This is a genomic window from Pseudopedobacter saltans DSM 12145, from assembly GCF_000190735.1.
Lineage (GTDB): Bacteria > Bacteroidota > Bacteroidia > Sphingobacteriales > Sphingobacteriaceae > Pseudopedobacter > Pseudopedobacter saltans.
In genome coordinates, this window is sequence record NC_015177.1 from 2,909,756 (window position 1) to 2,931,099 (window position 21,344).

Sequence of the window (21,344 nt, forward strand, 5' to 3'; positions counted from 1 at the left end):
ATTGCCCCCATATATTCTATTGGTTACACGAATTTATAATCAATGCAACCAGGAATAAAAGAAACATTACGCTATACAAACTTATGTTATAGTTTGCGGATCTCTTCATTTCATATTTTTTAAATTTCGTTTTCATAATCATAGAGTTTGATGTTCTCTATATGAAAACCAAGAAATGAACCAAAACACAAATCACTAAAAGCAAACGAGTTAACCACAAAAAACAGATAAAACCGTATAGTTTAGTATACAAAATGCCTTTAAAAATATGGCATTAATAAACATGTTAATTATTTCATAGTACGAGAACAGTACTCCAAAAGCAAATAAACATTCTACTTACGTCGCTTAGGGAAGAAATTACTTTTCCTAAGCGCTTAAACATCTTAAAGTATCCGGGACTCTATTTCTTACGATCTGTGATTACTTCACTACAAACTCAAAGCTTGCAATTCTAAAACTCCCTCCTTCTCCCGTATTAAATAGTGACAAGAACTCTCCATAATCTGCTCCTCCTTTCAAGGATATACCTAAACTCGAAACATCAATGTACTTCCTTTTATGATTTTGAGTTATCTTTACTTCTTCTATGGTTTTTAAATCACCAGATAATACCATCATTTTTCCTGGAATTTGGCGGTTTACGATGGTACAAGATTCCGTAGGATCAAAAAAGGTTAAACATACTTTTGTAAGTTTAAAAACTACATCAGAATTAATCCCGGTTAAATCCATCCCAAATAAAAAGCCTTCATTTTTATCTATTCCGGTACTCTCACCCCCCCTAACTCCCAACTGACCATCGGAAGACCTATCAATTCCCGCATTTAAAATCCCCGTTGAGGTAATTTTTTTCGCCTCTATTTCAAATTTAAAAGACTTATTAAATAACTTTTCTATTCCAATTTCTCCGTAAGGGGTCCAATCCGGGGTCCCTATTGAGTTTATATTTCCTGTCGCCCCGATTCCTATCTGTGAAACATCAGAGAATACATTATCTCCTTTTGGAGCAGTATTAGGATTAGGAGCATCGAGAATAAAGGTATTTTTCTTCAAAATAGATTCTGATTTTCCTTCTAAAAAGGTGACAATATATTTAACCTTTTTATTTGCTGGAATTTTAGAGTCAAATCCCACCATTACTGTCCCCTTATTGGGCTGATTATATTCTCCATATTTATAATTTCCAAATTCGCACTTATAATCAGCAGGGTTTTCTGAAGGTCTTATCACTAATTTAAAAGGTATATCTGCTGTAAATTTCAGAAACATCGTTTTCCCTTGCTGAGAGAGCTTAATAGTGTTCTTATCAACTATCTCTGCAAATGCAGGCGTAACCATATTCCACCTTAAATCTACTTCCTTTGTATTTGTCTCAATAACATCTTCTATTTTCAGATATGAATTATCTACTATGGTAGCTTTCCTGGTACCTGCCTTTAACTCTTTATTTAAGTTTAATGCAGCGGTTAAATCTACCTTTGCCCCCATCTCTACCTTATTGTCGAATGTTTCAATAATATCTGCTTTACCGTCGACATTATGCCGCTGATTATTTATGGAAAGCGTATTATGGTTAAGGTTATTATATCTAAAGATATCCCATCGCTGAGAAGTCTGCTCCATATTCCATAAATCCACCCCTTTGGATTCTAATGTGATGTAGCTTTGCAATCCAAAATCCATTGCCCACCTTAAAGTTCCAACATCATATACAAAGGTTCCCTGGTCCATATGTGCGTGTGCGTCATTTGCAAGGCCGCCTTTTATACCTAAATATTTACCTTTCCCTTCTTCCCAATCAGTCCGTACTATAGAAACTGGTGTTATACCGTGCCCTGTATACATTTTTTTCTGAGGAACCTGGATCTCCGTTAAAGTAATATCCTTTCCAAAAACCAGGGTATTTGGCAAAATCCTTTCGATATCTGTATTGTCTACTTTCATATAGATCCCATTTTTAAGTGCCTTTATTTCTTCATAAACCAAGGACGGATCTTTCAACTTATTTGCAAACCAGAATAAAGAAGAAGCAGGGGAAACGGCTGGGCCCCCATCATAGTAATTGAAGTAATTACCTGATGGTCCGGCAGAAAACAGCATATAATAGGCCGACTCCATAAAACCCGGAGCTTTGGCCATTCCTAAATCTGAACCCAATGCACTTTCCAATGCAGCGGACAACATAACTTGAAAAGTGGTTCCATAATTCCAATATCCCGGTCCCTCTGGGTAATTACCATCTGGCCCATATGCCTTTAAGGGGAGTTGAACAGATTTCAATGCCCTTTCGATAATGGCAATAGATTGCGTTGGCTCCTCATTCAGGATTGCTAAAGCACCGTAAACTAAACCCGCATTGCATACCGAGTTCCAATTATTATGCCTCTCCAAAAACCAGGCATATTCTTTCACATAGGAAGGAGCAAATGCCTTTTCCAGAATAGCTTGTCGAACTTTCCTCTTAATATCCTCGTTCAAATCATCATATAACCAATCATAAGCTATGGATACCGCCATGCACATTTCACCAACATCTAAAAAATGTGTAGGATTCCAACTTTCAAAAGCAGAAATTGCTTCTAATTCTTTTTCTACACGATGTAGATATTTTACATCTTTAGTGATGCGATAACTATAAGACCAATAGTAAAGACGAGTTAATGCTTTCCGAGAAACAGCCAACAACCTTTTCCCCTCCTTTTTGAAAAAAAGTGGTTCTTCTTTCATAAGGTCATCGGCCCTATTACGCATAAAAGCATCCAATTTCGAAAAATCAGAATTTCTTATTATAGAAGCCTTTATTTTTTCCTCTTCTCCCTTTAACAATAGAAGTCTGGGATGTTCAGCTATTTTGGTATAATCATAAGACTTAGTATTTTGTTGTATTTGTGCTTTTGCCGGTGATAGTTGAACCGCAAGCAAAAAGCACAAGAATTTAAATACGCATAAACTAATAGAACAATTAAGTCTTTTCATAATATTAATTTTGATTACCATCCAAGCCTTTGCTTAAGACTTGTATTTATTAACGTTTCTTGCAATGGATAAGGCAAGAGTAAATGTTTTGATTTATCGAAGTTCTTTCCCGGCTCAAGGTAAGTTTGATGATATTGATCTGTCGAAATGAAACTAGAATGTCCGGTAATAGCCGCATTGGTTTCGATCAACTTCTCTTCCAGCATATTCCATCTTATCAAATCCTGCTTTCTCAGCCCTTCAAAACACAATTCTCTTAATCGCTCGTCAACAAGTTCTTTAAAAAAGTCATTATGTGCCAAACTTCCTGAATAAGGGGTCAACCCTGCTCGTTCTCTTACTTTATTTAAACTTGCAACTGCCGCAGTACCGTCTGCGGTTCCGTATCTTCCGCCTATAATTGCTTCTGCATGCATTAGCAATACATCAGAATATCTTAAAATTGGAAAATTAATACTTGTAAAATTGGGGTCTACATCTGATCCTGTTGTACTATTTAAAATGGTATAAATTGCATTTACCATTCCCGTCGTACCTTTAGATTTCAATTCCGTAATATTTGTCGGTTCCCATCTTCTGAATTTACCTATCCCATATTCAAAATGTAATGGGTTATCAAAAATATAAGTCATGGTAAATAATTGGGTTGTAGAATTATATTTATTTCTATAACCTGCAATACTCCAATTTCTTCTTACATCTTCTGCTGCATAAATTTCATATACAGGGAGCGCAACATTAAAATTCGCAAAACCTCTTGGTATATTGGCGGTCCCTACAAACTCGACCCCATTTATATTACCCAACCTGCCACTCACGTTAATGCCGGATGCATACAGATTTCCAAATGAAATCTCGAAAAGCGACTCTTTTAAATCATATTTATCCTTAAGATAATTCAAAAAGTGATTTCTATAACTGTCTTTATCTGTAGAATAAGGTACAATAGTGTGCCAGCCATCATTTATAATAATTTCACATTGCTCTTTCGCTTTATCAAAATACTGTTGTGGGTTTTCGAAATAACAATTCGCATCATTATCAGCCAAATAAGGTTGATATCCTCCCATTTTCAAATAAAGTCTAGCCAGTAAGCCATGTGCAGCCATTTTATTTGGTTCCCCAGGATTGTAAGTTGAGGCTTTCGCATGATCTAGATGTTCCGCAGCAAATAAATAATCTTTTTCGGCCTGCTTGTATACCTCAAAAACAGGAGATGGAGCCAGGATATTATCTTTTTGAGATGTACTTGGTGTCAATCTTAAAGGAACCGGGCCAAACCAGTTCGCTAAGGTAAAATAACTAAATCCGCGAATAAACAACGCCTTAGCCAAAAGCCTGTTATATTCTTCTGTAGAAAACATATCCGGCTTTAAATTCTTCTCAAACTGATTAACCAACTGTATACAGGAATAAAACTTTAGCCAAACACCTTTAACTTCGTCAGAGGAGGAAGTAAGTGCATATTTAGCGGCATTCCAATTTGGAGAGGGATCATTGGTATACGTTTCATCTGTTCCTGCCTCCAATGTTACGTTAAACTTATAGCCATATAACTCCTCTTTTGCCAGTTGACTATAAATTCCTGACAATGCTAATGTTGCCTCTTCTTTTGTAGAATAAAAAGTATCGTCTTTCCAGTTTGACTTCGGATTTACTTCTAAAAATTTATTACAGCTAACTAAAGTAACCAATACAATAATTAAAGCCGATAGATATATTTTGTATTTTTTCATTGTAATCAAATTATAAAAAATCATCACTAAAATGTTAGTTCCAAACCTCCAGATATAGTTAAACTTTGCGGATATGCAGAATAATCCAATCTAGGTGTTAGTGCCCCATATCTACCTACAGACACATCCGGATCGTATCCTTCATAATTTGTCCAGGTATACAGGTTCTGCGCTGAGAGCGAAACTCTGCATTTCTTTATTTTGATTTTCTTTAGCAAACTTTGAGGCAAGTTATAGCCTAAAGCAGCCGTTTTCAATTTCAAATAAGAACCATCATCAATATGCCTTGAATCTAACTTATAACCATAAGGGGTAATCAAGTTAATACCATCATATCTCATTCCTCCAATTTCAGTTTCAGTATTATAAGGTGTCCATATATTATTTAACGACTTCAACCCATTTCTTCCCTGCATATATATACTTCCATATTGTGATTTATTACCATTCAATATATCAAAGTCATAAGCCCACTGCAACAGGAACTGAAAATCAAAAGCTTTATACCTAAAACTGTTAAATAAACCACCTATATGCTTTGGATAAGGATTTCCTATAATAGTTCTATCATTCTGGTCTATAACGCCATCGTTGTTTAGATCTTTGAACTTAACCATACCTGGTTTCATTACTGTTCGGTAAGAAGGCTCTCCATTTTTTAGCTGGTAAGTCCCGCCATTTAAAACGAAATCATCAACCTGATATAGACCGTCAAATACTAATCCGTACATCATACCAACAGGTTGTCCTACTTTTGTAATGTATTGATATTCGGTTTGCATAAAACCTAAATCCCATTGAGGGTCTGTTAATATCTGTTCCTGTCCTTCATTTAACTTAATTGTCTTTGTCTTGTTAAAGGATATATTCAGATTTGTAGACCAATTAAAATCTCTTTTTACAATATTACGTGAGCTAAAGGTAAATTCAGCTCCTCTGTTAGAAACTTCCCCAACATTTTGTTGTACTTTGTCAAACCCTGTACTCAAGGCCATATCGGCGTTCAGCAATAAATCTTTGGTATTTTTTCTATAATAATCTACTGTCAGGTTAAATCTTTTAGATAGTTCAGCGTCTAAGCCTACATTTGTTTGCGCTGTAGTCTCCCAACGTAAGTTGGGCACAGCCATATTACTTTGATAAGCTCCTGGAGAAAATGTTTGATTTGCTCCAAGAATATATCCACTCGAAGAATTTACGGTAAATAAATTATAGGCATCAAAATCACCTATTCTATTATTTCCTGTAACGCCCCAACCTGCCCTTAATTTCAAATCTGTCAATGCATTCAAAGATTTCAAAAAGTCTTCTTCGGATAACCTCCAGGCTAAAGAAAATGACGGAAAATATCCCCATCTGTTTTCCTTTCTAAATTTAGAGGAACCGTCTGTTCTAAAGTTTACTGTTGCCAGATAGCGATCATTATAAGTATAATTGACTCTACCAAAGAAAGACAGCAGTGTGTTTTCCGACAATAGCGTAGTAGCAATAGTAGCTGTTGTAGCAATACCCAAATTATTAATACCAAATTGATCTGTTGGTAAATTGGTGTTTTTTAGCTCAGAGAAAGTATAAGTTCTTTTTTGTACTTCGAAACCAATAAGCGCCCCATAAGAATGTTTATCCTTTATATCTTTAAAACGTAATGTATTTGAACTAGATAGGGTATTATTTCTTCTATCTGTTATGGTGCCGTTTATCCCCCTATTTGTTCTGGATGCTTCTTGTGTTTCTTGTTTAAAAAAAAGTGTATTTTCAGAAATAGAAGTTCTGTAATTAGTATTAACATTCAAATCAAATTTCTTTAGAAATCTGTAATTGAAACCCAAAGTTCCAGATAAAACATCATCAACACGACTTCTTAAAGTATTTCTAAGCGTTTTAACTGGGTCATAAAGATATGGATCCGTGGCTTCAACACCAGCCTCATCTTCCGCAGTCCAATTAACCGGATTTATTGGTCTAAAAGAAATAGCATCTCTAATCACACTATTTCTTGTATTTCCGGAAATATCCATACCATCAGTATTGATATAACTATATTCTACCTGACCATTTACTTCAAAGTTATCTACTATCTTATGAGTAAATTTCAATCTATTATTGATTTTTCTGAAATTGGTAGTTATTAGAGTACCTTCCTGGTTCAAGTAGTTTCCACTGTAAAACAGTGTAGTTTTTTTATTTCCCGCTCTAAGAGACAAAGTATGGTTGTTGACATGTGAGGTCTGAAAAATTTCATCTTGCCAATTTGTACCTTTTTCATTTTTATAACTCTCTGTATTTCCCCAGGCATTGTAAAAAGTACTCACATTAGTACCCGGCACATAACTATCGTTGGCATAGGCTATTGATTCCTGATACTTTACATATTCATAAGGGCTCATTACATTTAAAGTATTTGGAATAGTTTGAATCCATGAATAGGTACCAAAGTTAATATCTGTTTTTCCATCATTACGTCCGCTCTGAGTAGTAATAACGACTACCCCGTTGGCTCCTCTAGAACCATATATAGCTGTCGCTGAAGCATCCTTTAGAATGTCAAAACTTTTTATATCTCTGGTATTGATACTGGACGGATCGAAATCTTCTAACGGTACTCCGTCCACTACGTACAAAGGAGAATTGTCTCCTGTAATAGAATTTCCTCCTCTAATTACAATATTTAAAGATTTCCCTGGTGTTCCATCACTTGAAGTAACTTCTACTCCGGCAACTCTTCCGGCTAAAGCCTGATCGAAGTTGGCTGTTGCTGTGGCATTTAATTCTTTTGGATCTATAACGGAAACGGCTCCCGTCAAATCACTTTTCTTTACTACATCGTAACCAACAACAACCACCTCTCCCAATTTAACATCGTCGCTTTGAAGTGTGATATTAATTGTTTGCTGGTTAACAACAATTCTTTCAACTGTTTTAAAACCCAAATACGAGAATACAAGTATATCGGTAGATTTAACATTATTCAGCGTATAACTTCCTTCAGAACTTGTTAAAATCCCTTTATTTGTACCTTTTATAGCCACATTTGCTCCAGGAATAGGTATTCCCGCTTCATCTTTCACAATCCCTTTAACGGTTTGTTGGGCTACCGCAGAAAACACGGAGACAAAAAGCAGGAAAAATAATAATTTAGTTAGTTTCATCATTTTATCAGATTTTTAAAATCTATCATTCTTTCAATAATTCTTAATAAGGGAAGCCTTTTTTATATAACTACTTTGTTGGTTCTACAGCTTTATAGTTAAAATCAGAAAGGAAATAAATCCCTCCTCTGCCCGGAGCAGCCGCTGTGTTGGTTAATTTTCCCTGAAAATAAGACGCTACTTTAAATGCAACAGTAAAATTAGAAGAGATCTGATTAGAAGAAATCTCATAAGAGCATTTCACCCACTTACCATAAAAAGTTGTACCAGGTTTTTTTCGACCTTCAGGATCAATACCAGTTTGATCTCCAGGATATGGAGTACCCACAAACTCTGGACCCCACGGAGCTCCAGAAGAATTACTCCCACTTACCCCCTCTGCTCTTTGGCATTTGATACTGGCATTAACTTTTGTCCATGTGCCATTTAGCCAATTCCCATTTGCATCCTGAATATCTCCCCCTGTATAGTCTTTGGAAATATAAACCTCCAAATCTGTTGGAGTACGCCCATCGGCCATATAAGTCTGGAATGCTGGCATATAATAATAATTAAATGACAACTTGTAACCATATTGAAATGCGGTTAAATCTTGTGTAGTAGTAACCATCCATGCGTTTGTTGGTTCTGTCTCGTTCGTACCACTATGAGTTTGAGTTTCTAAAATAGTTTGCCCTGTATTTGTGGCTGGCCTTTCGGCGGGCTTTACAAAAGCAGAACCGGAAGAATTAGCTCTAATTCCCCATATTCTGGTAGCTAGTCCTTTATTATCCGTCTGCACCGAGTAACCATCTCCTCCAGTAGGCAGAGCTGTAGTAACATTTAACGTCGGGTAGAACAAATAAATAGTTTCTATTGGCATTGGCTCTGCTTTATTCGTAATGATGACGGTAAGCTTATTTTGAAAGGCCACAACTTCATTACTGATATTGCTCACCACTTTAATTATAGGACTTAAGGTATCATATTTAGAATAAACATATCCCGGAGCAATTGATATTTCACCTGTAGCCCTATCTACAATTAATTTATCTGTATAACTTCCCAACTCAAAATGAACATCTGGGTTTGCATTTGGCATCATCGGAGCTGATGTTCTTGCCCCAGACACCCCATAAACAAGGTTCTGATTTTTAGGAGAATAAATCAGATTCGTTGGTAATAACGGCCCAACATTAAGGTGAAAAGCTTTATCAAATACAGTTGAATATTCTATCCCTTCTTTCTCGGTAGTTACTTTTATATTAAAATAATAATCACCGACAGAGAAGTTATGACCTGTAGCAATTGAAATAACTCCATTTGATGCAGAATTCACTAAATCCATTGAATTCACTGGATTTCCGTTCTCATCGACTATACCAGTATTAGGTTTTACAGGTAACGAAACATTTACTGGGGAACCTATAGTTACAAAACTCAAAAAGGAATCATCCAATAATGAACCATCTTCTTTTGCTATACTAACAAGCTCAAACTTGGGCAACAAACCTCCTGTTTGAACAGTAGGAGCTGCAGTAACAATTGATTTCCCCTCTCGAGCCCCTCCTATTGCCACATATTTAAGGTCTGACGGTTTGGGGGTTCTAGACACATCCGTTAACGAATCTTTACATGCAGATAACGAAAGATAACAAAACAGCAATAAAAGTAATTTTTTACTTCTCATAATTTAATCGTTTAATAATTTGGGAAACTGGTTAGTTTCTACTCAATTTAATAGTGTTTACTATGGTTTGCATGGCTGTGCATACACAAATATCAAAAAACAACAGGCTCCCACAAGGGGGTGAATCGTCTTAATTAGGGGGTATTTTTACTTTTTAAACAGGTATCACAAATTTTAAACATACTACTAAACTCTCCAAAACACGTCCATTCGAGCAAATTCGCTATATCATTTTACACCTTCTATTCGGTCAATCTACCCCCTTTATAAAAATCTTAAATATTCTACATTGGCAACCTAAACACTTTGATTTTTTAACCATGAAGACTCGTAAACTATCAGCTTTATACATAAAGGTATTGCACCTATTTTCTTCTAGACGTTAAAGCTCACAAAATCACTATACCAATTAACCTAGCATAAATGAAAACAATTATCAATTATTTCAAAAAAAAACGATTAACACTTGCAGGTAGTTTATTAATTTGCTTAACTACCTTTAGCCACGCTCAAAATGCCATTACCCTGGTCGCCTTACCTGGAGGAACAGAGGGTGACGATAAATACACCGATTCGTCCATCTTACAAATAAGCTCTGCCGGCGCTGTGTCTTATTATAACAGTAACACTTCTGATGACTGGGGTGTATCTGCATCCACCATCACTCCTTCCGGAGCATTGGGAAAAACCTTTTCAATAACTTTTGGAGGCATGTCGGCCGTAAAAACGACAGAAGGCAATGACTTTGGCAAAATGATTACTGCTGGCGGTATAGACCGAGCCTCTACCGGCCCAATAGGGATACGGGGAGGAATAAGTAATGGTATTGATCCCAACGAAGGTTTATATTTCGGATTAGATTTAAGCAATATCAACACTACTGCTGCAATTCAAATCACTAAAATATCAGTAGCTGATTTAAACGCAACAAACGAAACCGGCATCATCGTCAGTAGATTAAACCCTTCCAAAAGAATTATTTTTGGAAATGCCGAATCTCCTGGCATTACACACCAACTCAGCAGCGGTTCAGGAACAATTGATGTTTCGGATTTCAACCTATACGTACTTGGAGGACAAATTAATAATTCATTAGTTTCAATATTTAATAATTCATCGGTAGCTAGCGGATTTAGGATTACAACAGTAGAATTAAAGGTTCTTACTAACATATTCAATCCAGCTTCTATAACAGCTATACCGCATCCAAGACTTTTATTAAAACAAGGGCAAGAGGCTAGCATAAATACTTTAATAGCACAATCTCCGGAGTTTAATACAATACACACATATATTATGTCACAAGCAAATGCATTTCTATCAGAGGCTCCTTTGGTATACAATCCAGTCAACGGCAGAATGTTAGAAACAGCCAGATCTGCTATCAAACAAATCTTTTTCTTATCCTATGCCTATAGAATGACCGCAAATTCTGCCTATGCTACAAAAGCAGAACAAGTAATTAATACAGTTTGTAATTTCCCAGATTGGGTCACTTATTCATTAGACGTTGCAGAAATGTGTTTCGCTGTTTCAATTGGATACGACTGGTTATACAACAATTTACCCGCAGCTACCAAACAAAAAGCTCGAGAGAAGATCCTTAATTATGCCTTCTTGACACAAAAAACAAAACCCTTCTGGGATTTTACATCTAATTGGAATCAGGTATGTATTGGAGGACTTGCATATGGCGCTATGGCAATACTAGGAGATGGCACTTCACAAATGGATACTGAAGCAAAATATATATTGAACAATATTTTGGTTAAAAACCCAAACTCTATGGATACCTATGCCAGTGGGAACTACCAGGAAGGGCCGATGTACTGGTCATATGGAACCACCTACGAGGTTCTTCTGCTATCCGCTCTTGAAGGAATATTCGGTCAAAATCACGAGGGCTTCAAACGATTGACTTTTACACCTGGATTCCTGGAGTCTGCAAAATATATGCAGTATATTACCGGAACATCTTCTCTTTATTTTAACTATAGCGACTGTACAGAAGAGAGAACCCCTCTCCCTGCTTCATTATGGATGGCCAAGAAGTTAAATGACCTCTCTATTTTCACATTAGAAAAAGAGCTCATGCAGAATGGGAGATATACCAGCAACTATTCCGAAGATGTGAGGTTTCTACCGATTGCCTTAATCTATGGTAAAGATCTCGGTATTGGGTCCAGCACTCTACCTACAGAAAAGATATGGAAGGGCTATGGGACAAATCCAGTCGCTCTGGTAAGAACTAGTTGGCAGGGTAACACGGGAAACTATATAGGAATTAAAGGTGGAACACCAAATTACTCCCATGCTCATATGGATGGAGGCTCATTTGTTTATGATGCTCAAGGTGTAAGATGGACGGTAGATTTTGGAAAGGAAGACTACGAAGCTATCAAAGCCAATATTACTCCTGCAGGTGCCGACAATGACTTCTCCCAAACTTCAAACAGATGGAACATATTCAGAATCAGCAATATTAGCCACAATACAATATCAATAAAAAAAACAAGCGAAACTTCTTGGCAAAAACATAAGGTAAATGGAAATGCTACTATTACAGAAATATACGATACGTCTTCTAAAAGAGGGGCAAAGGTCGATCTCAAAAGCTTAATAGGCCTTAACAACGAACTTGACGCTATCAATAGAAGCATATACTTGGTTAACGATACTTTACTAGAGATTAAAGACTATATAGATAACGGAAATGAGGCTATAAACCTATATTGGAATATGGCTACAACAGCCTTGATCGAAAGCATAAGTCCTTCTAAGTTAAAACTAACAAAAGGCGGAAAAACAGCCATTTTAGAGATAATTTCAAATAACTCCGCTGTTACATTTACTACAGCTACAAACAGATCTACAGATCCTGTTAGTTATTTTCCTGCGGCAACTTACGAAAGAAAAAATGAAGGGAGCGTAATGGTAGGCTTCACAGCTACTATTCCCGCAAACGAAATTGTAACATTTACTGTAAAAATATCAAATGGACCAGAGGTACCTCCTAGTTCCACGGAACCAATAAATTATATATTGCTAGAACTACCTAATCCTAATACAGGTCTGGAAGGAAACTCTTTGTACTACGATTCTTCGGAATTTCATGTAGACAATTCTGGAGATGTTAGTATTGGTGGCATTGCAACAGATTATGCCTGGAATGTTTATGGAAACACCAATATCCCGGATATTTTAACCAAGAAGTTTTTCCTGCGGTGGTACGGAATGGCCACAACAAATACTACTACTGGTACCAACTATGGTGCAATGTTAACCCCTGGGGGAATAGATAGAAGTGCAAATGGAGAGTTAGGAATTAGAGGAGGAGAAAGCAACGGAATAGATTTAAATGAAGGCTTTAGATTTGGATTTGACGCTGCTACACTTCCCACCACAACCAGTCTTCAATTGGTAAAAGTAGGCGTAAACTTTGTTTCAGGCTCAAGATCGGGAACTATCGTTAATAGAAACAACACGTCCAATAAAATATCATTCGGTGGAAGCTCTTCTTCTGCAGACTTTATCCTTTCCTCTGGCTCTGGATTGGTGAATGTAGAATCTCTTAATATAAGTATACCTGGTGGATCTACCAATTACGATATGGCATCCGTTTTTAACACTGGAGGTTCTGGAAGTTTTAGAATAACCAAATTGGTATTTAAAATTATTTCAACTGCTACAAGTCCACTAATGAGCAACAAGCAGGAGGCTAATTTAGAAAAACAGACAAAAGAAATAATAGTCTATCCGAACCCGGCAATGACTGATATTTTTATCGAAAACTTAAATAGCAAATTCAACACTGTCAAGTTTTTTAATTCCTTAGGTATTTGTGTATTAGAGAACAAGATTTCGAGTTCTTCAAAAATAGACTTATATACGCTTAAACCAGGAATATATACTATACATATAATTGGCAAAGACAATACAACAATCACAAAAAAAATAATTAAACAATAAAATCTGGTTCTCTTGAACCTAATTGCTGTGTATAAAAGTAAATAATTAAAAAGAATAGAATGAATATTATCAAGTCGAGTATCTTATTAGTTCCATTAGCCTTTTTTAGCTGTAAATCACAAACAGACAGTTCGCTACGATTAGAAAAAAGTGAACAACAGCTCACTGAGCTTCGTAGTGCATCAATGAAAAATAAAAAAAACCCCAGAAGCATAAATCCTGATGGAAGTGTACGTTGGATAGAACCTTCATATGACTGGACAGAAGGCTTTTTCCCAGGTACTTGCTGGATGCAATATCAGCTCACAAACGATGAAAAATGGAAAGAAGCAGCCATCTCTATCCAGGAACTTTACAAGAGTCATAAAGATTTAACAACTGATCACGATCTTGGATTTATATTTTATAACTCTTATGGAAAAGCCTACCAGATAACCGGAGAGGAGCAATACAGACAAGTGATAATAGATGCATCAAATGCTTTGATTACTCGGTTCAATAAAAATGTAGGTTGTCTCCAAAGTTGGGATGTGGTAGGTAATTGGCAAGCTGAAAGAGGATGGAAATTTCCAGTTATCATCGACAATCTTATGAACTTAGAAATGCTATTCGAAGTTTCAAAAATAACTAAAGACGATAAATACAAAAAGATCGCTATACAACATGCAAATACAACTATGAAGAATCATTTTAGACCTGACGGGAGCTCTTATCATGTTGTAGACTATAATCCAGAAACAGGCGAAATCGCCCATCGTATAACAGCTCAAGGCTATGCAGACGAAAGCGCATGGGCAAGAGGTCAATCCTGGGCACTATATGGTTATACCATGTGCTATAGATATACCAAAGACAAAAAATATCTTGACTTTGCTGAGAAAATTGCCAGATTTATTCTAAATCATCCTAATTACCCTAAAGACGGAGTTCCTTATTGGGATTATAATGCACCTAAAATTCCTAACGAACCAAGAGACGCTTCCGCAGCAGCTATTATGGCTTCTGCGTTAATAGAATTAAGCGGATATACCAACGGTCGTTATATAAATAATGCACAACATATTTTAAATTCGCTGGCAACAGATACTTATACAGCTCAAAAAGGTCAAAACGGGAACTTTGTACTCATGCACAGTGTAGGCAGTATCCCGCATGGAAATGAAATAGACGTTCCTTTAAACTATGCAGATTATTATTATATAGAAGCACTTTCTCGTCTGCAGAATCAAGAACTATAAGTCTGTCTATGTTAATATGGGGTAGTAACCTTTACTATCCCATATTGTATTATAAATCTTTATAATTTCATGAAAAAGCTTAATAATATTCTATACATTTCACTATCTACTGTTTTCCTCTCATTTTCCCCGATTGAGAAAGCTTACTCGCAAACCAAAATATCTTCCTTGCTAGGTAGCCACATGGTTCTTCAGCAAAATACCGAAGTATCTATTTGGGGCAACGACAAACCGAACACAAAAATCACCATTACGAGTAGTTGGGGACAAAAATCAATAACTACTACGAACGCAAACGGTGAATGGAGAACATCTATAAAAACAACAAAAGCTGGTGGCCCTTATACTCTTAATATTCTGGGAAGTGAAAAAATAAGCTTAGAAGACATCTTACTAGGCGAAGTTTGGTTATGTTCCGGACAATCCAATATGGAAATGCCCTTAAAAGGATTTGCCGGACAGCCGATACAAAACGCTCAGGAATTAATTACAAATAGTACAAACACCAACTTAAGATTATTTCACGTAAAACGCAATACAAGTAAAACTCCTCTTTTTGACCTAGTAGGGACGTGGAAAGAAGCGACTCCATTAAACGTCATGGATTTTAGCGCTGTTGCTTACCTGTACGGAAAAATACTTCAAGAAAAATTAAACGTTCCTATAGGGATTATTTGTAGCAGTGTTGGAGGAACACGAGTAGAAGCCTGGACAAACAATAAAACTCTTAAAGAAAGTGACTTTGATTTCTCTTCTATTAAAAATACTGACGAAATTACGGTCAATTCGCCATCTGTATTATTTAATGCCATGATTAACCCTTTAACACCTTTTAACATTAAGGGGGTGATTTGGTATCAGGGAGAATCGAATAGAAATAACGCTACCCAATACCAAAAGCTTTTTATGGCAATGATAAATAGCTGGAGAAAAGAATGGGGCAACGAAAACATGCCATTTTACTTTACTCAGATAGCCCCCTTCGAATATAATCCTTCGGTTAATGCTGCCTTTCTTAGAGAAGCCCAGTTACGTACTTTACAAAATACTAAAAACACTGGAATGGCTGTCACGCTGGATATCGGTGAAAAAACATGTATCCACCCGGCAAAAAAAATAGAAGTTGCGCAACGTCTGTCCTATTGGGCTTTGGCAAAAACTTATGGAATAAATGGCATTCCCTATAGTGGCCCAATATACAAATCCATGAAAGTTACTGATGGTAAAATAGAACTGGATTTTGAATACGCTCCAAACGGAATTAGTAATTTTGGAAAAGAGCTCAAATACTTTACAATTGCGGGTGAAGACCAAATCTTCTACCCTGCCAAGGCAGAGTTAGAAAGGGGCAAATTAAAAGTTTCGAGCCAACAGGTGGCAAAGCCAGTCGCTGTGCGTTATGCGTGGGAAAACTTTGTAGAAGGGAATATATTTAACGTTTTTGGATTACCCGCTTCGTCCTTTAGAACCGACAATTGGGATAACTAAGACTTCTTAATAAATCATATCACCAATTCAAAAGTAATTTAGAAAAATCCAGCCATATTATTGATAGATTCCGTAAAACCATTATAATTGTATTACTGTCAATAGCTCTATTTAACAATATGGGCTATTGATAATGACAGTAGTTAAGGCCTATTTCATAATGAGAGTTTTTCCGTTTATCAGCATACTATTAATCGCCTGTGCAACGCAATTATCTTTTAGTCAAACGTTATCTATACCTAAAGATCTTAAATTTCAACATTTCACTTCAGTAAATGGACTATCCCAAAGATCTGTTATAGCGATAATACAAGATAAAAAAGGTTATTTATGGCTTGGTACACGTGATGGACTGAATAGATTTGATGGTCATAGATTCGTAGTCTACAAACACGACATAAACAATCCAAAAAGCCTTAGCAATAACAACATACATGCTATTCATCAAGATCAATCTGGCAACTTATGGATAGGCACACAAAATGGACTAAATAGATACAATCCTTCGGAGGACAACTTCATCCGATATAAATCAGATAGTAACCAAAAAACAATTACAGGTAACATTATTTCGGCCATTGCAGACGTAGAAAAAAACATCATATGGGTAGCGACAGAAAATGGCATTAGCGCAATAAATACTGAAAATAATTCGATTACAAGGATTCAAAAAAGAAAAAACAACGTTAATTCCCCCAGCGAAAATAACACAAGATATATTCTTAGTACCAAAGGTCACCATGTATGGATATGCAACACATTATATATTGATCGTTACAATATTCAAACAAAACAATTTACGCGATTCAACTATCCAAAAAAAGTTACATCTGGTATACATGTTAATGGCTTACCTACCTTGTATCTTGATCACCACAATACTTTATGGCTAGGAAACGAAAGAGGCCTTGCCATATTTGATCAAAATCTACAAGAATTTGTAGATTTCGAATTCGATAACAGAACAGCAATCACTACAGCAGTCAGAAGCATTACAGAAGATCTAAATGGCAACCTATGGATTGGTAGCTATGCTGGTTTATATATTTTATCTGCAGATCATTCATCTCTAAAACATGTTACACATGACGACAACAATCCCACTAGTTTAAGTCAAAACTCTATATACAACATTACGAGAGATTCTAGAGGTGATATGTGGATCGGGACCTGGGCAGATGGACTTAATTATTATAATAGAGACAACGATGCTTTTAAACATATTCTGTTCGGCACAACAAAAAATAAACTGAATTATAGAGTTGTTAGCGGTATAGCCGAAGACCCAAGTGGGAACTTATGGATTGGCACCGAAGGTGGTGGCTTAAATTTATACAACAGAAAAACCAAAACATTTTCATATTATAAGAACATCCCCAACGACCCCAATAGTTTAAGCGCCAATAATGTCAAAGCAGTTATTATAGATAAGAATAAAAACATATGGGTAGGTATACATGATGGAGGATTGAATTTTTTAAACACCTCTCAAAAACCATATAAGTTCCAGAATATAGATTTTAACAAAGGACAAAATCCATCACTAAAAAGCTACAAAGTACTAACACTATGCGAAGACCAAAACAATAATATTTGGATTGGGACACTTAACGCCGGGTTGATCATATATGATACCCAAAAGAAGGAACTGTATAGAATTGACAAAGACATTCGAACAGTTATGAGTATTGTCCAAACAGAAAATCCTGATGTCTTATTGGTTGGCGGAAGCAAGGGAGTCGAAACGATCAACATCAATACAAAAAAGAGAACTAAAATCACATTGGGTTCTATAAAAAAAGATGATCCTGACGTTTATGTAAACTGCCTTTTTATTGATAATAAAAACAATTACTGGATAGGTACAGAAGGATATGGAATTTACATCTATACGCCCAAAATCAACAAAATAAAGATCTATGGTATTAAAGATGGTTTACCAAATGACATTATATATGGAATGTTATCTGATAATAATGGAAACGTTTGGGCTAGCACCAATAACGGTATCAGTAGAATAAATCTGCAAAGCAACACTATCAAAAATTATAACCAAGCCGATGGGCTGCAAGGAAATGAATTTAATTATGGGTCTTTCTATAAGACTAAAAATAAAGAGTTATTTTTTGGTGGGACTAATGGACTAACATATTTCGATGCCAATGATATTAGGATAAATACGTTTGTCCCAACTGTAGATATTAATAATATTGAAGTCAACAATGCTCCGTATTCTAAAATTACTTATCTGACACCGGAAATTATATTAAAATACGACCAAAACAATTTCAGTATTGATTTTACTTCTTTGAGCTATTTACAGCCGGAGAAAAATGAATTTGAATATATTCTGGAAGGTAACGACAAAAAATGGAACTATGTAGGCTCGCAACGAAAAGCAGTGTATACCAATATTAAAGCCGGCAATTACACCTTCAGAGTAAAAGGATCTAATAATGACAGGCTTTGGAGCAGTAAAGAAGCTACTTTACATATTAAGGTATTACCTGCCCCCTGGCAAACGTGGTGGGCTTATTTGAGCTATTTAGGAGTACTTGTCGGAATAGTATTTTATATTAGAAGACTTATTCTTCTAAGGATAAAAGAACGTAAGGAAAAAGAAAAATCAGAACAAATCAGTCAACTTAAACTTCGTCTGTTTACTGATATATCACATGATTTCAGAACTCCTTTAACTTTAATAATAGCTCCACTGCAGAAGATGGTCGATGAAAAACAAGGAGACGATGTTATACAGCAGCAACATAATATAATGTTGAAAAATGCAAAAATGCTTCTCCAACTGATCAATCAGGTACTCGATTTCAGAAAAAGTGAGTCCGAAGATTTTTTGTTACAAGCTACCGAATCTGATATAATTTCCTTTATCAAAGATGTAAAAAGCTCGTTCAACAGTCTTGCAGCAAAAAAGAATATAGATTATCAGCTTCTTGTAAACAGAAACGAAATTATGGTCTGGTTCGATCATATCAAGCTAAAAAAAGTACTCTATAATCTACTGTCAAATGCCTTCAAATTTAGTTCAGATAATAGCGAAATTATTTTGGAACTATCTCTGATATCTAGAAAAGTCAACATTCGGACAGTAGACTTTATTAAGATAAGTATTACCAACTTCGGAGATGTGATTCCTCAAAATGAACTGGAACTCATTTTTAACCAATTCTATCAATTAGATAACGAGAAAAAAGATTTAGGATATGGGATTGGACTTTCTTTATGTAAAAGACTCGTAGAATTACACCATGGAGAAATTAGCGTCGAAAGTTCCGAAACCTCGGGCACTAGTTTTAATATATTCCTAAAATTGGGAAAAGATCATCTGGAGCAAAACGAGCGTATGTCCAGAGTTATTTCTTCTTTACAAGATGAACAACTCTTCGTTATAGAAGAAAACACTACTGCTAAAACGTCCTCCCTCACAGAAGAACTATATACTGACCAAATTGAAAATCAAACGCTGCTTATAGTTGAAGACAATATAGATTTACAACAATTTATTGAGAAAATATTTAACAGACGATACAAAGTCTTCACTGCCAGCAATGGCAAAACAGCTCTAGAAATAACTAAAGAAAATCCCATAGACTTAATTATCAGTGATATCCAAATGCCTTCTATGGATGGATTTGAGCTTTGTAAAAACATCAAAAACAACCTTTTAACAAGTCATATTCCCGTTATATTATTAACAGCAAAAACATCAACTATACATCAGGAAGAAGGTTATTATACAGGTGCAGATGCATATATCACCAAGCCATTTAATGCCAATATACTCGAGCTAAGGGTATCCAATCTACTAGAAACCAGAGCTGCATTAATTCGAAAGTTCAAAAAAGATGCTATTCTAGAACCAAAAAATCTTACTGTAACTTCTCCAGACGAGATCTTCCTGGAAAAAGCGATTACAGTTGTAGAAAAAAACATATCTAATGAATCTTTTAATGCCAGCATTTTTGTAGTTGAAATGGGTATGAGCAGAACTGTAATCTTTACAAAAATTAAGGCTCTTACGGGGCAAAATCTATCTACCTTCATTAGAACGATAAGGTTAAAGAAAGCAGGTATTTTATTAGAAGAGACAGAAATGAACATTTCACAAATAGCATATGAAGTAGGCTTTAACGATCTGAAATACTTCAGGGAATGCTTTAAAGAATTTTTTAAAGTAACCCCATCCGAATATAAAAAGAATAGTTCCGTTTAAGACAATGTATCATTTAAACTGCATTGCCCGTATAGTTCTAAAGATTAAAATCAATAAAACCTTTTAGATTTAGTACTATGAGACCAAAGCTGTATTTAATTATTCTCTTGTTTGCATTTTTTACTTCCTGTAAGAAAAATGATACTCAACCCAACATTGAAACTATTCAATTAGGAATTATTGTAGGCAACGACACTACAATTTCACCATCTGTCCTTAAAGAACCTTTTAATCTGATATCTTCCAATGAAAGTATTGCTACTGCTGAAAAATTAGACGGGGAAATTAAGATTACTGCCCATAAGGTTGGATATACTGAAATAACAATTACAGATCAAAACAAAAAAAAACAAGGTATAATACAAATAAATGTTAGCAGAGGCTTTAATCTGCTCGAAATCAAGTCCTATGAATACGTTATAGAAGTTGCAGACTTCGACCTAAAAAAAGAAATTGAAACTGCATTGTATTCCAGTAACCCACTTCCGCTTCATGCACTATATGGAATAGGTTATATCCCCGATCCTTCTATTTTACATATATTTCCTACTGGAATAACAGGAGAGGAAATAATAGGAGAAATCTCGCTAAACACAGATAATAAGGTTATAAACCTTTCATATGGCAATAAACAATATGAATATATTTTCGTGATTGAAAATAACAGGAATAAGATGAATGTAAAGGGTAAGTCAATTCTAGAGTCGCCTGTTGTACCTGTTTATCTTAGTTTTAAAGAAGATTTGACAGAGAAATTTAAAACCAAGTATCCGAATGCCGGCGTTCAGAGTGTGCTGAGAATACAGAAACTGGAAGGTTTTAAGGAATAATATTTTATTAAAAAAGGACACAAGTATATTAATACTCTGTGTCCTTTTTTATATT

At 35.6% G+C, this 21,344-nt stretch carries 9 protein-coding genes; 5 read left to right on the forward strand and 4 right to left on the reverse strand.

Features of this window, described 5'->3' with window-relative positions:
• Window positions 1-423 precede the first annotated feature (423 nt).
• The 4 genes from PEDSA_RS12505 to PEDSA_RS12520 form a co-directional block, all read right to left on the reverse strand.
• Window positions 424-2,979: a heparinase II/III domain-containing protein gene (locus tag PEDSA_RS12505; RefSeq protein WP_245546757.1), complete on the reverse strand. Its 2,556-nt coding sequence runs from the start codon at window positions 2,977-2,979 to the stop codon at window positions 424-426.
• 14 nt (window positions 2,980-2,993) lie between these two features.
• Entirely contained in the window at window positions 2,994-4,715 is a 1,722-nt protein-coding gene (locus PEDSA_RS12510) for a RagB/SusD family nutrient uptake outer membrane protein (protein ID WP_148233530.1), read from the reverse strand.
• 26 nt (window positions 4,716-4,741) lie between these two features.
• On the reverse strand, window positions 4,742-7,867 hold the full coding sequence (locus tag PEDSA_RS12515; RefSeq protein ID WP_013633520.1) for a SusC/RagA family TonB-linked outer membrane protein: 3,126 nt from the start codon (window positions 7,865-7,867) through the stop codon (window positions 4,742-4,744).
• 67 nt (window positions 7,868-7,934) lie between these two features.
• Window positions 7,935-9,533, reverse strand: coding sequence for a hypothetical protein (locus tag PEDSA_RS12520; RefSeq protein WP_013633521.1), 1,599 nt, complete (start codon window positions 9,531-9,533; stop codon window positions 7,935-7,937).
• 423 nt (window positions 9,534-9,956) lie between these two features.
• On the opposite strand from PEDSA_RS12520, the gene PEDSA_RS12525 reads away from it, so the two are divergent.
• The 5 genes from PEDSA_RS12525 to PEDSA_RS12545 all read left to right on the forward strand — a co-directional run bounded on the left by PEDSA_RS12525 (window position 9,957) and on the right by PEDSA_RS12545 (window position 21,289).
• Complete coding sequence (locus PEDSA_RS12525) at window positions 9,957-13,502, forward strand: T9SS type A sorting domain-containing protein (RefSeq protein ID WP_013633522.1); 3,546 nt, start codon at window positions 9,957-9,959, stop codon at window positions 13,500-13,502.
• Window positions 13,503-13,561: 59 nt separating this feature from the next.
• The gene (locus PEDSA_RS12530) at window positions 13,562-14,740 is read left to right on the forward strand and encodes a glycoside hydrolase family 88 protein (RefSeq protein ID WP_013633523.1); all 1,179 of its coding nucleotides are present in this window, start codon (window positions 13,562-13,564) and stop codon (window positions 14,738-14,740) included.
• Window positions 14,741-14,809: 69 nt separating this feature from the next.
• Window positions 14,810-16,228: a sialate O-acetylesterase gene (locus PEDSA_RS12535; protein ID WP_013633524.1), complete on the forward strand. Its 1,419-nt coding sequence runs from the start codon at window positions 14,810-14,812 to the stop codon at window positions 16,226-16,228.
• A 133-nt stretch (window positions 16,229-16,361) separates the two neighbouring features.
• A complete protein-coding gene (locus tag PEDSA_RS12540) occupies window positions 16,362-20,459 on the forward strand; it encodes a hybrid sensor histidine kinase/response regulator transcription factor (RefSeq protein WP_013633525.1) in 4,098 nt (1,365 codons plus the stop codon).
• A gap of 77 nt (window positions 20,460-20,536) precedes the next feature.
• Window positions 20,537-21,289 (forward strand): Ig domain-containing protein, encoded by a 753-nt coding sequence (locus PEDSA_RS12545; protein WP_013633526.1) that lies wholly within the window; start codon window positions 20,537-20,539, stop codon window positions 21,287-21,289.
• Window positions 21,290-21,344 lie beyond the last annotated feature (55 nt).

Coding starts and splice junctions, on each gene's coding strand:
- PEDSA_RS12535 (WP_013633524.1), top strand. CDS start 14,810: ATGAAAAAGCTTAATAATATTCTATACATTTCACTATCTACTGTTTTC.
- PEDSA_RS12545 (WP_013633526.1), top strand. CDS start 20,537: ATGAGACCAAAGCTGTATTTAATTATTCTCTTGTTTGCATTTTTTACT.
- PEDSA_RS12505 (WP_245546757.1), bottom strand. CDS start 2,979: ATGAAAAGACTTAATTGTTCTATTAGTTTATGCGTATTTAAATTCTTG.
- PEDSA_RS12530 (WP_013633523.1), top strand. CDS start 13,562: ATGAATATTATCAAGTCGAGTATCTTATTAGTTCCATTAGCCTTTTTT.
- PEDSA_RS12520 (WP_013633521.1), bottom strand. CDS start 9,533: ATGAGAAGTAAAAAATTACTTTTATTGCTGTTTTGTTATCTTTCGTTA.
- PEDSA_RS12510 (WP_148233530.1), bottom strand. CDS start 4,715: ATGAAAAAATACAAAATATATCTATCGGCTTTAATTATTGTATTGGTT.
- PEDSA_RS12515 (WP_013633520.1), bottom strand. CDS start 7,867: ATGATGAAACTAACTAAATTATTATTTTTCCTGCTTTTTGTCTCCGTG.
- PEDSA_RS12540 (WP_013633525.1), top strand. CDS start 16,362: ATGACAGTAGTTAAGGCCTATTTCATAATGAGAGTTTTTCCGTTTATC.
- PEDSA_RS12525 (WP_013633522.1), top strand. CDS start 9,957: ATGAAAACAATTATCAATTATTTCAAAAAAAAACGATTAACACTTGCA.